General features: G+C 23.9%; 16 protein-coding genes. 9 read left to right on the forward strand and 7 right to left on the reverse strand.

Annotated elements, in window-relative coordinates; all coding sequences use genetic code 4:
• Positions 1–24: 24 nt before the first annotated feature.
• From EXC48_RS01835 to EXC48_RS01865, 7 genes are read right to left on the reverse strand one after another with little or no spacing between them, the layout of a single operon-like run.
• On the reverse strand, positions 25–417 hold the full coding sequence (locus EXC48_RS01835; protein WP_129720548.1) for a hypothetical protein: 393 nt from the start codon (positions 415–417) through the stop codon (positions 25–27).
• Positions 402–911: a hypothetical protein gene (locus EXC48_RS01840; protein WP_129720549.1), complete on the reverse strand. Its 510-nt coding sequence runs from the start codon at positions 909–911 to the stop codon at positions 402–404. The genes EXC48_RS01835 and EXC48_RS01840 overlap by 16 nt, the downstream gene beginning before the upstream one ends.
• Entirely contained in the window at positions 899–1,363 is a 465-nt protein-coding gene (locus EXC48_RS01845) for a hypothetical protein (RefSeq protein ID WP_129720550.1), read from the reverse strand. Before EXC48_RS01845 ends, EXC48_RS01840 begins: the two co-directional genes overlap by 13 nt.
• On the reverse strand, positions 1,347–1,541 hold the full coding sequence (locus EXC48_RS01850; RefSeq protein WP_129720551.1) for a hypothetical protein: 195 nt from the start codon (positions 1,539–1,541) through the stop codon (positions 1,347–1,349). Before EXC48_RS01850 ends, EXC48_RS01845 begins: the two co-directional genes overlap by 17 nt.
• Positions 1,523–2,263, reverse strand: a complete 741-nt coding sequence (locus EXC48_RS01855) for a hypothetical protein (RefSeq protein WP_129720552.1) — start codon at positions 2,261–2,263, stop codon at positions 1,523–1,525. The genes EXC48_RS01850 and EXC48_RS01855 overlap by 19 nt, the downstream gene beginning before the upstream one ends.
• On the reverse strand, positions 2,256–2,537 hold the full coding sequence (locus EXC48_RS01860; protein ID WP_129720418.1) for a hypothetical protein: 282 nt from the start codon (positions 2,535–2,537) through the stop codon (positions 2,256–2,258). The genes EXC48_RS01855 and EXC48_RS01860 overlap by 8 nt, the downstream gene beginning before the upstream one ends.
• Positions 2,538–2,549: 12 nt before the next feature.
• Positions 2,550–3,518: a tyrosine-type recombinase/integrase gene (locus tag EXC48_RS01865; protein WP_129720553.1), complete on the reverse strand. Its 969-nt coding sequence runs from the start codon at positions 3,516–3,518 to the stop codon at positions 2,550–2,552.
• Positions 3,519–4,570: 1,052 nt separating this feature from the next.
• Between EXC48_RS01865 and dcm the strand changes: the two genes are divergently transcribed.
• The 9 genes from dcm (at position 4,571) to atpG (ending at position 14,777) form a co-directional block, all read left to right on the forward strand.
• Entirely contained in the window at positions 4,571–5,800 is a 1,230-nt protein-coding gene (dcm, locus tag EXC48_RS01870) for a DNA (cytosine-5-)-methyltransferase (protein WP_129720554.1), read from the forward strand.
• Positions 5,793–8,702: a DUF262 domain-containing protein gene (locus EXC48_RS01875; protein ID WP_223216303.1), complete on the forward strand. Its 2,910-nt coding sequence runs from the start codon at positions 5,793–5,795 to the stop codon at positions 8,700–8,702. The genes dcm and EXC48_RS01875 overlap by 8 nt, the downstream gene beginning before the upstream one ends.
• A gap of 175 nt (positions 8,703–8,877) precedes the next feature.
• On the forward strand, positions 8,878–9,216 hold the full coding sequence (rbfA, locus tag EXC48_RS01880) for a 30S ribosome-binding factor RbfA (RefSeq protein WP_041593858.1): 339 nt from the start codon (positions 8,878–8,880) through the stop codon (positions 9,214–9,216).
• Positions 9,217–10,113: 897 nt separating this feature from the next.
• Positions 10,114–10,893, forward strand: a complete 780-nt coding sequence (locus tag EXC48_RS01890; protein WP_015287170.1) for a F0F1 ATP synthase subunit A — start codon at positions 10,114–10,116, stop codon at positions 10,891–10,893.
• Between the two features lie 9 nt (positions 10,894–10,902).
• Positions 10,903–11,202 carry an ATP synthase F0 subunit C gene (gene atpE, locus EXC48_RS01895; protein WP_015287171.1) on the forward strand — a complete coding sequence of 100 codons (300 nt, stop codon included), beginning with the start codon at positions 10,903–10,905 and terminating at the stop codon, positions 11,200–11,202.
• 15 nt (positions 11,203–11,217) lie between these two features.
• Entirely contained in the window at positions 11,218–11,793 is a 576-nt protein-coding gene (atpF, locus tag EXC48_RS01900; protein ID WP_015287172.1) for a F0F1 ATP synthase subunit B, read from the forward strand.
• Complete coding sequence (gene atpH / locus EXC48_RS01905; protein WP_015287173.1) at positions 11,793–12,347, forward strand: ATP synthase F1 subunit delta; 555 nt, start codon at positions 11,793–11,795, stop codon at positions 12,345–12,347. Before atpF ends, atpH begins: the two co-directional genes overlap by 1 nt.
• The gene (gene atpA / locus EXC48_RS01910) at positions 12,347–13,930 is read left to right on the forward strand and encodes a F0F1 ATP synthase subunit alpha (protein ID WP_129720556.1); all 1,584 of its coding nucleotides are present in this window, start codon (positions 12,347–12,349) and stop codon (positions 13,928–13,930) included. Before atpH ends, atpA begins: the two co-directional genes overlap by 1 nt.
• Positions 13,923–14,777, forward strand: coding sequence for an ATP synthase F1 subunit gamma (gene atpG / locus EXC48_RS01915; RefSeq protein ID WP_129720557.1), 855 nt, complete (start codon positions 13,923–13,925; stop codon positions 14,775–14,777). The genes atpA and atpG overlap by 8 nt, the downstream gene beginning before the upstream one ends.

A 14,777-nucleotide genomic window follows, 5' to 3' on the forward strand; every position in this document is an offset into this window, starting at 1 on the left:
AACGCTTTAAGCGTTATTTTTATTCTATTCAGTTTCGGCTAAATAATTTTGTGCTAATTTTAATTCAGCATTATATTCATTATATTCTCTTGTGCTAAAAGCGTGAAATTCAGGGCCATTTAACATTGTTTTGTATCTTTTATTATATTCACTAAAAGTTCAAAAGCCGTAATAATGATTAGTAGTTTTTTCAATAAAGTACATTAATTGCTCAATTGACAAATCATCATTAAGTCAAACAGAATCATTTTCAACTGTTAAAAATTCTTTAAATTCAACAGAATCATCATCTAATTCATAAAAATAGCTTCATTCTTGTTCATTTGCTAGTTTATATAATTCTTTTTTTAATTCTTCTTTATCGCTTTCAGTTTTATAAAAATTGTTGTAATTTGTTAAATCTATTTTTGTTTTCATATCATCTCTCCATTTTCAAAATTTATCATTGTTCATTTATTATGCTTTTTAAATGCTAATAATGGTACTAGATTTAGTTTATTGCAAGCATTTAAAAAAGTTTTGTAATTAAAGTTATTTGTGTTCGTTTTTGATGGTTTAACTTGTATTGCATAAACAATATTATCTTTTTTTGCTAATAAATCAATTTTATAAACAGTATCAACAAATGCATTTGTTGGTTGTGCTCAATTAAAACCATTATTTAAAAGCGTTTCAGTTAATTGCTTTTCTTTTTTATAATTTATAAAAGTTCAATACAACAACACTTGCTCGTATTCTTTTTTTAAATTTAGATCAATATTATTTTTTTGCATTCATAAATCAATTTTGATATTAAAATCATTGATTATTAATGCTCTAAACTGTTTATAATTAGTGCTATTATATTTTCAACATATTTTTTTAATATTTAATCCTAATTGATTTAAAGCAGGCAATTTTAAGTGCGCCACGGTATACCTAATTTTTGTCTTGTTTCTTCTAATTTTTTTACTTCATTTTTTAAATTTGTAAAATAACTATGTAACTCTACGCTATCAAATAGTTCATTTACATATTGCTTATGCATATCATTTAAATTTGCAAATATTTTTTCAATTGCGCTTTCTTTAATTTTTGTATATTTTTCAATTAATTTATTTACTTTATCTTCTTGTAAATTATTACTTTCTTCAACAGCACCAGCTCTAAAATCTAATGTGTTTCTTAATAAAATAAGCGCATCAATTATTAAGTCTATTATTTGTTCTTTTTTAACTTCTAAGCGCTCTAAAAATCGTCCAGCACCTAAAATATTATCTAAACACTCAAAACCGCTTAATTTTAAATTTAATATATTCTTTTTTAGTTCTTTTTCAATAAAAACTAAATCAGGTTTAATTAAATCACTAATTTTTGTTATCATCTAATAAATCTCTTTCTTCAAGTTCTTCATAATATAAATTTATTATCTCATCTAAAAGGTCTTCAGTTTGTTTAGATTTGATTTTATAGTGTAGTTTTAATAATTCTTTTGCTCAGTAAATAACTTCATCTTGCAGCCATATAACTTGCTTATATTTGTTTAATTCTTTTTCTTTCATATTATCCCCTTCGATTGATAAATTAAGTCAATTATTAATTTATTTGGAATGGCAGAACGATCATTATAATTGCCTAAGTTTATCATTTTTATATTTGACTTTTCTTTTGTAGTTTTTGTATCAAAATAATAATTAGAAGCAAATGTTGTTGCTTTTTTTGGAAAATTTTTATCATAAGCAAAATAATGTAATTTATTATTTATTGTTTCAAAATTACAAAAACTATTTATATATTTAAAAATTCTGCTGCCTTGTGGATTTTCGATAAAAAATATTTTAGGTTTTAATAATTGTAATATTAATATTGTTGCTAGTGTTGTACTTTGTGCTTCTAAAATTGAACTCTGTTCTTTAAAAAAATCTCTTTTTGCATATCATTGTGCGTATTCATTATATGCTATAAAATGACTATAATTTTTAAGTTCTAAATTACCATTTTCTAAAATATTTTTAAGTGCTTTACCAGGATTAGCAGTGGTTCAAGCTCTGCAAGGCGGTGATGCAAACACTATATCAGGCGCACCTACTTTTTTAATTAATTTATTTATATCTTGTACTAATGTTTTATTATTTAATGATAAATCGATTTTGATATAGTTGTTTTCGTTTTCTTTATCATTTATACCAAAACTATAAACAACAACATCATTATCATTTTGTAACGCTTTATAAATTGACCTGTTCGCATCATCAAATAAAGCTCAGACTATTAACTTATTCATTTTCTTTATTTTTTGGTTTTTCAACAAAATAATATCACAATTGATTAGTACCTAAATCTTTATCAAAATCATCATAATTAATATGTTTAGCCATTTTATGTAATAAATAATCATATTTACCAAATATTTTTTTATATTTATTTACTTTATCTTTTTTTATGTCATATGCTTTTTTTAATAACTTGCATTCATTATGCAATTTAATAATTGTATCAATTAAATCATCTTTTAATTTTGTTTTTAATATATCTTTTAATGTTTTTGCTTTTTTCATTTTATACTCCTTTTAAACAATAAATTTTGCTAATTTACTTGCAAATTCTTTAATTGTCTTTTTATCATTATCGATTTGTAATTGTAATTTATGTATTGTTTTTTCTAATTCAATAACGTATTCTTTTGATGCTTTTTTTGCTTTATTTTCTAATGAGCTTTTTGCTAAGTACGCATTATTTTCTCTTATTTTTTCTTTCGAAGAGCGATAATATGTATTTATTAAAACTTGGTCGGATACGTGTCCTGTTTTAAGCATTATATTAAATGTGCTTTCACCATTATTTAATCATTTAGTAATTCAATAAGTTCTAAAGCTATGTGATGTTATTTTTTCATTTACACTTATATTTAAGAATTTATTTACTCTTTTTGATGCTTCATTTATTCAGTTTGAATATTTTTTATAAGTTAAGTTAAAAGTATTCTTTTTGCTTCATTGCTCGTATTCATTTTGGATATGTTTAGGTATTATAAATTGACGTTCTTTATTATTTTTTGATGCTTCTTCAAAAACTTCATAATAACCTCACAACTCATTAAATTTAAATTTATTTTCTTTTAAAATTTTTATTGCTTCATTAAATCTAGGCAAGTTTTCATACAAAAACTCAGTCATTAAATAAATCTCAAAATCATTTGATTTTTTTGCTTCTTCTCTTAGTAAAATCATTTGCTTATCAGATAACGGCTCTTTAAGTGGCGTTGTTTGACCTTTAATTTTTAGAGGTTCAATCTCATAAACATATTTATTCATTCTTTTGTTATAAGCGCTCAAAAATGATTTTATGACGCTTAAATGATTTATTTTTGTTGTTTTTTTAGTTTCAGAATTATTAATTACTTCAAATACTTCTTCACTGTTTTTAAAATTTTTTGTTATTATTTTTTTTAAAATAACAGTATGTATTGTTTTAGTTGTTTTCTTTCAAGTTTTAGATTTTTGTTCTAAATAAATATCTAAAAATTCTAATAAAGTCATAATTTATTTTTAGTAATCATTGTAAAAACTTTTTTTATTTTTTTATTGTCCTAATTAATATTTAATATAAAATATTTATTAGGTAGTAACAGGTCTCACAATGGTTACTACCTTTCTTTTATTTTTTTTAATTATGTAATTAATGAAAAAGCATATAGAAGTTTAAACTCCTATATGCAATTATTATTTTAAGAATATTATAATAACGCATTAACAAGGGTCTCACTTCTCATTAATCACGATAATATTATAACATTAAATTCAGGAAGTCAATGAAAATTTTTAAAAATAAGGAAAAATGATTTTGTTTGCATTTATCAGGTTACTTTTTGCGACATAGTAACCGATAGAATTATAAAATTTTAATTAATCTATTTTTTTAATATTTTTATAATCTTGTTTATGCATAATATAAAATATCTATAATACATATATATTATATATATATAATATATATGTAATTAATATATAATAAATAAAAATATTTGTTAAAATATATTTTTATTTATTATATTATAAGTATACTTATAATATATATTATTAATACTTATTAATAACTTATTAAATATATTACTAATACATAAATAAAATAAAAACATTAAGTCTTTTATTTTATTTATGTATATTAAGTATAATAATATTACTTATAAAGGATAAGTTATTAATGAGTATTAATTTTTACTTTTAAAATTTATTTTGAAGTTCTAAATAATGTTATAATTTATTTGTTAGATAACGGGGATTTATTTTTACTTATTAACAATAATCAATAGTAACAAATAAACATAAACAATAACCTTATTATTTTTTAGGGGACTTCGCAAGTGCTTGCGACAACTTGCTTCAGCCCCTCAGATGATAAAGGTATATTGTAGAATATGTTATTTTTTACAGTTATTGTTAATAAGTTCTCTCTTATTATTAATTGAAAATTATATATATATATATATATATATCATAAATTAAAGTTAATTAGCCTATTACCTAGTTTTGAAAAAAATAGTCAAATGAAATTCTTAAAGAAATTTAAGAATATTTTTTAATATTTTTTTATGAAAAAGACTATCAGAATTTTGGAAACATTTTCAGGTATAGGTGCTCAAAATAAAGCAATAACAAATATAAACTTAGAAAGAGGTGAAAAGGTTTTTGATATAGTAGCAACAACTGATTGAGACGCAAGAGCAAATATATCGTATGCAGCAATGCATCATGATTTAAAAATAAATTATAAGAAAATTTTAAAGCAACATAATTTAACAGATGTATATCGCATAAATAATTTTCTAAGTAATTTTAGCATTTCATTAAATTCTAAAAAAGAATCTAAAATTTTATTGAAAGATTTATTGTTTAAAGAATATTTGTCTGCTTCAATTCTTTTAAGCAATAATCAAGTAGATATTACAAAATTAGATCCAGAAATATTAAATAAAAATGATATTGATTTAGTTACTTATTCTTTTCCTTGTCAAGGGCTCTCAGTTGCTAATATGGGTAGAGCAAAAGGAATAAACAATCAAGAATCAACTTCTAATTTAGTTTGACAAATATATAGAATTTTATCTGAATCCAAAAAGAAACCTAAGTATTTAATGATGGAAAACGTACAAAATTTATTATCGAAAAAGTTTATGCCAGAATACAAAAAGTGAAAATTATCACTTAAAGAATTAGGATATAAAACATTTACAGTAGTAATTGATGGATTAGATGTAGGTTCTATTCAAAAAAGGAAACGTGTATTTGCCTTAAGTGTTTTAAAAGATGTTTATACACCTTTTAAAAATGATAAAGAGTTTAATGAGTATATTTATTTTAAAAATAAATCAAAAAAGCTAACCTTAGAACAAAGAAAAACATATTTTAAAAGGATATTTAATTTTAATACATCTTTAAAAGAAAATATTAAAGCATTAATTAATGATACGCCTTCAAGAAGAAGAATGATTAATACTCAAAAGCACATAAATAAATCAAAAGATTACATTATTAATACATTAACAACAAAACAAGATAGAATTCCATGCGTCGGTATTATTGAACATAAAAATAATATAAAAGGAAAACTAAATTATAGATTTATTACGCCAAAAGAAGCATATATGTTAATGGGATTTAGTGAAAAAGATTTTGATAAAATTAAACCTTTTTATGAAAAAAATATTTTAACAAGAGAAGCATTATACAAACAAGCTGGTAATTCAATAGTCGTACAAGCTATTACATCTATTTTTAACGTTGTAGAAGATATTGAAAATATGGAGAAAAATAATGGATAAAAGTAAATGAGAGAAATTTTTTAAAGATAATGGTTATGAAGTATGAAATATAGGCACCAATGTATCAACATATATTGATAATACGGTAATTGAGTGAATTAAATTTATTGATAAAAATAATTCAAAAATAAATGAATATAAAAATGATAGTAATGAAATTATTAATTACTATTTTAGTGAAGCGAGCGCTATTGCTTTTTATTGCAATTACAAAGAAAAAAATTCTAATTCGACTAATAAACAACTCATGAATGTTTTAACAAGCGTAAACATTATTGAAAATAAGAATAATTTTAAGCAAGTTAATCCAGAGTTGATAGATTTTTATCAAAAACAAGTGAACCAAATTCAAAAATTGTCTAATAAAGAAATAATATATAGTTTTATAAGAAGTGAATTAGCTAATTTATTAAAAGAATATATTATTAATCCTTTAAAAAATAATGAATCATATAACTTTGATGAATTTGGTTGTGTAAATAAAAATAGCCAAAAAACTAAATTTTGATTCAATGTATTATTAACTATGGATTCTAATTACTTTGAAAGTAGTTTTGCTAAAAATTGAGATATTGAATTCGATAACACATATTATAAGGAATTTGTTTCAAACTTACTGGGCAGCCATTTAGTTAGTGAGAATAGTTCATATGATCATGTTATGGGTATTTTTAGTGATATCATTTCAAAAATAGATAATATAACAAATATTAAGAATGTTTCATGAGAATTTATTGACATAAAGAATTCACTAACAAATGATATAAGTAATATGAATGATAAAGATGAAACAAAAGAAAAAAATCCTTTATTAGATAAACTTAATAATTTAACAACTAATATGGATATTATTTCAGAAGTAGTTTCATTTAAAGAATTTGTTGAATGTTGAGATCATTTAAAATATAAAATACCAATTTTTCAAAGAATTTATTCATGAGATGAGCAAATGATAAAAGGGTTATTTAATAACATCTTTGAAGGTTCTAAAAATAACAAAAATTCATTTTCATTTTTAAATAGTATTATTTTAATGAATGTTAATAATCGATACAACATAGTTGATGGACAACAAAGAATTATTTCATTACTTATTATTTATCTTGCTATTTTTAGAAAAGCAAAATATATGGGTGATGAAAAAACCTTAAATATATTAAAAAGTTTAGGTTCATTTGGAGCAGATAAACGAAATATTTTATATAATCTTAGTGATAAATTTGATGAAAACTATGATTATTATGATCAATTACGAGAGTTATATTATTTAGATGATGAAACAAAAATTGACAAGAAAATTAGAATATATAGAAATTATAATGAGATAGTTAGAGAAATTGAAGAAAAAATATCATATGATAATATAAAAGACTTTACCAAATATTTTATTAATAATGTTAAATTTAATATTAATCTTATTAAAGATGATAGTGAAAATGCTTTAAATAAAATATTTCAAAATATGAATCAATACAGTAAAAGACTCGGGGCTTTAGATTTATTAAGGAATTTAGTTTTTGAAAAAACAAATGGCAATAATAATTTTATTAAGCTATTTAATAATAGTATTAACATATTTTTTAGAAAAAACCATAAACTGGATGCTGATGAAAATATCAAAGAAATTCTAGTTTTTTTGGACTCATGATTGGCAAAATCGAATAAAATAAATAAAATAGATGATATCAATGATTGTTTTTATGATAATACAACAAGAGCATTTGAAAAATTTAAAATATTGATTGATGAATTTGAAACATCAAACAATCTTATTTTAGATATTTGAAAAGAAATCATAATATATGAATATGCCAAAACAGGTTCTTTAATAGTGATAAATAAATTAATAAGTAATAATGCAACTTTTTTTAAAAATGATGCTGTATTATTAAAAGAAAGTGTTAATGAATTTTCAAGAAAGTTAGAATATATCAAGTTTATAAATTTCCAAATTCATCATTTGACCACAGGAAACTCAAAATCAATTTATACACCCTTAATTTGAACATTAATACAAAAAATGCAAATTTTTGATAATATAACAAACAATAAAGAAAAATTATTGATTTTTAGTAAAATCTTACATAAGATTGAAAAATTTGGTGCTTTATGAGAAATTAGTTTTGAAGGTCAATCATTTAGCAAGCAAATTTTGTCAATAACAAGAGATACATTATATAAAAATGATAATATAGATGAAACAATTGCAAATGTTATTTATAATAAACTTTATGAAATTCTACCAGTATCTTTTAGAAAATTGGACAAAAATACTAAAATTAATAAGTATCTAGAAGAATTGAAAAATTTATATGACTATGAAATAACTGATAGTGATGATAAATTTAAATCACCACATAATAGAATTTATAAAATTATCATTGGTAGAGTATTTAATGGATTCAACAATAAAAAACAACCATTTTGGTATGAAGAATATAGTAGTAATGAAGAGAGAGAAAAATCTATTGATTTTATAAATTATTCATATGAACATTTTCTTCCTCAAAGACCGAATGATGATATTAAAAAGTGTTTAAATGAAAATGATATTGATATATCAACTAAATATGCATCTCTTGTTTTTAAAATAGGAAATGGTGTTCTTTTAGATAAAGAAGATAATGCTAAAATGAGTAATAAGTCAAAGAAGAATTATGTATTATATGGTATTAGAAATATAACAACCCAGAAAGCTCAAATACCCGGTTTAAAATCCTTAGATAGTGAGAATGATATTTTTATTAGTCCATTACCATTTGCTTCTGATGAAGAAAAATTAAATTTTACACTAGATAAGTTTTTAAAGATACAAGATTCTATCAATAAAAGATCAAAAGAAATTATTAATGCATATCTTTACATTTTATTTGGTGATGAAATAGATAATAAAGAGAACTAAGATTTTAAGATTTTTTAACAAAATTAGTTTTATTAATTTTTTAAAAAGTAATAGCCAAGAATCTAATTTATTATATATTAGTAAGTATTAAAATATCTATTTTTCAAAAGCAAAAAAATAAGTTATTATAAATTATAAAGTTACATATTATAAATAAAAAATGTATAATATTGTTATGAATCAAATTTCATTAAGAAAAAAAGAAAATCAAGTCCAACATTTGGTTGCTAGCATTTTAATGCATGATATCACAAATGTTAATATTCAAGAACCTGTTGTGATGGATGTAAAACTTTCATCAGATTTAAGTTATTTGAAAGTTTTTGTGACATTGAGTGGAAATGAACAGAAAGGAATTATTGCTTTGAATAATTCTGCTTTGTATGTAAGAAAGATACTTGCAAAATCACTTGATTGGAGAAAAGTTCCAGAGGTAAAATTTTATTTAGATGAAGTTACCGAAAATGGTTCTCGTATTGATCAAATTCTTAGAGAGATTCAAAATCAAAAATAATGATATTCATTTTTGTTTGATATGTTTGCTATACAAAAACAAGAAATACAATGTTTCTTGTTTTTTAATGTTTTTTATTTAATGATATTGTCCTTAAAAGTTTATTTATGATTTTTGATATTCTTCAAAAATTAAATTTATATGTATTGTAATGGTGAGCATTTGTAATTTCTTATCATTCTAAAAATTTCCAAAATGATTTTTGTATTTTTTTTTTTTTTTTTTGTTAAAAGTATAGTGATTATTAATGATAAAAATTTTGCTATAAAACATTAACTAATAGTTTAATTTTGTAAACGACTAAAATAAAAATTTTTAAAAATAATATAGATGACTAAAAAATAAAAAAACTTTTAGGCTTATTTTTTAATGCTATTTAAATTAAAAATAGCAAAAAATATATTTTAAAAAAATATCTTACACATTTAAAAAAGTATTAAAATTATATATAGCAAATTGTATGAGGAGATCTGGTTATGACTAGATGAATGAAATCATTCGAAATCAGCTTTTGGTTTTTATTTAGCATAATAGGGATAATTTTTGCTTTTTTATGTATTATAAACTCTAATCTCATTTTAGGATTTGCAATCGGCTCACTAACATCATACTTTTTATTTAAAATTACCATATTAAGTTATTTTAAATTCCTAAATCGCAAAAAACTTTTTTTGTTGCTAGTTATGTTTAAAATGCTTATTTTTTTTATTTTAATATTTTGTTTATTCTTGGTAGTGCGCCAAATAAATTTAAAGCATTTATCTAATCCAAATTATTCTTGAGTTTTTGGAAAAATAAATGTTATAGTTCTATCATTATCTTTATCATTAAGTCAGTTTGCATTGTTGATTCAGATAATGGTGGAAAAAGTTATAAATAAATATTATAGGAGGGCTTATGAAGGAAGGAACTAAATTTGATCTTTGAAATTGAAAGCAACCTCAATTAATTTCTTTAATTATAACAGTTTTAATTATTTTCATTTTTTCTATAACTATTTACTTAAAAGTTAGAAAAACCAAAGCTAATAAAGCTTCGAAAGGAATTGTTCAAATTGCTGAAGCTTATGTTGGTATGGTAGAAGCAAATTTCGAAAGTGTCGCAGGACCAACTAAAATTAAACCTGCAAAAATTTATATATTTACACTAGGGACATTTTTATTAGTGGGTAATTTAGTGGTGTTATTTGGATTTGAACCAATTGTTACTTCATACTCTGTTCCATTTACACTAGCAATTTTTACATGGTTTGGTGTTATGCTGGTTGGAACGATTTATGAAAAATTAAAATTTTATAGAAAGTTACTTATTCCAACTGAATTAATAGGTAAGCTTTCGATTATTGTTTCGCTAAGTCTTCGTATTTATGGAAATATTATTGGTGGGTCAGCCATTTTAGCATCAGTTTACTTATTTGCTGGATTTATGTGACAATTGGCATTTTCTGTACCAAGTACCCAAAGTTGATATTTCTTTGGTTTAATAATCACACCATTTTTACATTTTTATTTTGATTTATTCGGTTCTGTAATTCAAGCTCTTGTGTTTTCATTATTAACAACTGTTTATTGAGTAATGGAAGCAGAATCTACTAAGAAAAAGAAGAAAGTTAATTCAACAACTGAAAGACTTTCATTTAAAAATTGATCAAGAAAAAATAAAGAAGCTATTTATTAGGAGGAAACTATGATTTCACAATTAACAAGTTTATTACAAGAAGCAACTACAAGTGCAACACCAGTAGCAGAACAAAGCACAACATCATCTACAAAAGGATTGCTTGCAATTGGCGCTGGAATAGCAGCCATTGGTGTTATGGGTGCTGGTCTTGGGCAAGGTATTGCCGCTGCTAAGGCAGTTGAAGCTGTAGGAAGAAACCCAGAAGCAGAATCAAAAATACGTCTTATGCTTATTATTGGTGCAGGGATCGCTGAAACAACAGCTATTTATGCTTTACTTATTGCATTTTTAATCTTATTTGTTTAGAGATATTTTTAAAACATGATTAAATATTTAAATGAAGCTTCAAGTTCTTCATCAATAAGTGATCAATTCGGTCATAGATTTAATGAGTTATTTGGAGGACTATTTCCAAGTATTCCAATTGTTATTGCTACAATAATTGCGTTTTTAATAGTTTTTGGTTTATTATTTTATTTTGTTTATAAACCAGTTAAGAAATTAATGAAAGAACGTCAAGAATTTATGCAAAATAATATTGATGAAACCATAAAAAATAAAGAAGAAAGTATTTTAAGATTAAATGATGCAAATGAAGGATTGAAGAATGCGCATATTCAAGCTGATCAAATAATTTCACAAGCTAAAATTAAAGCAGAGAAAATATCAGATGTTTATATCCACAATGCTAAAATTGAATCAAAACGTATTTTAGATGAAACATCTATTGACATAAGCGCTCAACAAAGAGAATTTAACTTTAATTCTAAAAGATATGTTGTTGAAGTGGCGACAGAAATGGCTAAAAAGATTCTTAAAAGAGAAATAACAAAAGAAACTCAAGATGCAATAATAACTGAATATCTTAATTCTGATAAATCAGTAGAGGAATTATAATGTATCAAAAAAGTCATGCATCTGCTTATGCTGTTGCTATATTTGACATTGTTCAAGAAGAAAAAGAAGATAAATTTAAAAAATTACAAAATGAGTTTGAATTATTAAAAGAAATAATTGATAGTAATCCAGAATTTATTGATTATTTAAAAAATGATTCTATTTCAGAGACAACTAGATTAGAAACTATTGATTTAGCATTTAAGGATTTTGATTGAATAATTACTAATACTTTAAAAGTAGTAACAATAAGAAAGGCAATTACATATCTTAAAAAAATAATTATTGAATATTTAAAGTTATCAAATAGACATTTAAAAGTTAGATATATTCAAGTTGTTTCTGCCTTTCCATTATCAGAAAAGCAACTTGAAGATATAAAATTAAAATTACAAAAAATCACACGTAGAACTATCAAAATAACTAATAAAACAGACAAGAATTTAATAAGTGGATTCAAAATAATTTCTCATACTGAGGTTTTAGAATCAAACTATAATAAAGAGTTAGAAAAACTCAAAAATCAAATTATTTGAGAAAAAGAGGAGGTGTAATGCCTATAAAATTAGATGATATTTCTGAAATAATTAAAGAACGTATTAAAGATATGGGTTCAAAGGTTGATCGCTCTGAAATAGGACGGGTTGTATCTGTCGGAGATGGTATTGCCATTATTTCAGGTTTAGAAAAAGTTAAATATAGCGAGGTTGTAAGTTTTGGAACTGGTGTTTATGGTATTGCATTAAACCTTGAAGAAGAAACCGTTGGAGTAGCTCTATTAGGAGATGCCAACTCGATTTCTGAAGGTAATGAAGCCTTTAGAACTGGTAGAGTTATTTCTGTTCCAGTGGGTAATGCAATGCTAGGGAGAGTCGTTGACGCTCTTGGTGCGCCGATAGATGGAAAAGGTAAAATTAATACTGATAAATATTCTGAAATTTTTAAAACAGCTTCTGGTGTAATGTCAAGAAAAGAAGTTAATCAACCATTAGAAACAGGTATTTTAGCAATCGACACAATGATTCCGATCGGAAAAGGACAACGTGAATTAATTATCGGTGATCGTCAAACCGGGAAAACTGCTATTGCAATTGATACAATTATTAATCAAAAAGGTAAAAATGTAAAGTGTGTTTATGTTGCAATTGGGCAAAAAAATTCAACCGTTGCTCAAATAGTACAAAAACTTTCAGATACTCAAAGTTTAGAATATACAACTGTTGTTGTTGCTGGTGCTAGCGAATTAGCTCCACAACAATATATAGCTCCATACACAGGTGTAACAATTGCAGAAGAATGAATGAAAAACGGACAGGATGTTTTGATTGTTTATGATGATTTATCTAAACATGCAATCGCTTATAGAACACTATCATTATTATTACGTAGACCCCCAGGACGTGAGGCGTATCCAGGTGATGTCTTTTACTTACATTCACAACTTTTAGAACGTGCTGCAAGATTAAATGAGCAGTACGGGAATGGTTCGATAACAGCTTTACCTATTATCGAAACTCAACAAGGTGATATTAGTGCATATATTCCAACAAATGTTATTTCCATTACAGATGGACAAATTTTTACCAAAGAAAGTTTATTTAATGCCGGACAAAGACCTGCGATTGATATCGGTTTTTCAGTTTCTAGAGTTGGTTCAGCTGCGCAAACTAAAGCGATGAAACAAGTGGTTGGTTCATTAAAGCTTGAATTAGCTCAATTTAACGAAATGCAAGCATTTGCGCAATTTGGCTCAGACCTTGATGATTCAACTAAATCTATTTTGGATCATGGTTCAAAAGTTTATCGTTTATTAAGACAGGAACAATATTTTCCAATTTCTCAAGAAGTTCAAGCGATTATTTTAGTCGGTGTTAAAGAGAGAATTATTAACCCATTACCAATTGATAAAATTATTACATTTAGAGATAGTGTTATTGATTGAACGTCATTTGATAATGTTGGAGTTGAAATAGTGGATAGAATCAACAAAAACGGTAATATTTCAACTGATGATTATCAAATAATTGAACAAAAACTTGTTGAAGTAGTGAAATCAATTATTGCAACAATTCCAAATTATGATTCAAGATTATATAAACCATTACCTAAAAAATATTTAGGAAGTTCTGATGTCTAATTTAAATGGATTAAAAAACAGAATAAATGTTGTTTCTAATACTAAAAAAATAACAAAAGCAATGGAACTTGTTTCAACTTCAAAATTAAGAAGATTAAGAAATGAGTTTATTAATATTCAATCTTATCAAAATACATTGTCAGACATTTTTAAAGACTTGATGGAAAGAATTGAATTAAGCAGATTTTATTCTATTTTTCCAAAAAATGATAATAATTCTAAGTTATTTATTTTTATCACTAGTGACTTAGGATTATGTGGTTCATATAACCATAATGTTTATAAATTATTAGAGAATAAATTAAGTCCAAGTGACAAGATAATTGTCATTGGTGCAAAAGGCATTGGTTTATTAAAAACTATGAAATATAAAGAACAAATTCTTAAATCATTCGCAAATATTGGTGAGAAACTTTCATATGAAATAAGTTCAGCGATCATTAAGGTTGCACTTGATTTATATTTATCTAATGAAATTTCAGAAATAAATTTAATTCATACTGAATTTGTTAATAATTTAACCCAAGAAGCAATTTGCAAAAAAATATTTCCATTTGAAATAGAAAATAATAAAAAAAGTAAAAATTTAAATCAAATATTAGAATTTGATCCAGATGCAGAAACTATATTATTAAATTCAGTTCCATTATTTTTAACAAGTACATTATATAGTCTTAGTTTTAGTTCAAAGATTTCTGAAATGGCAGCCAGAAGAATGGCGATGGAAAATGCTACTAATAATGCAGAAGATCTTATGAATGAATTAAAACTTAAATTTAATAGAGAGCGTCAAGGAATCATCACCCAAGAAATTACTGAAATTGTTTCTGGTGCTGATGCTACTTAA

It is taken from the genome of Mycoplasmopsis cynos (assembly GCF_900660545.1).
Taxonomy (GTDB): Bacteria; Bacillota_I; Bacilli_A; order Mycoplasmatales; family Metamycoplasmataceae; genus Mycoplasmopsis; species Mycoplasmopsis cynos.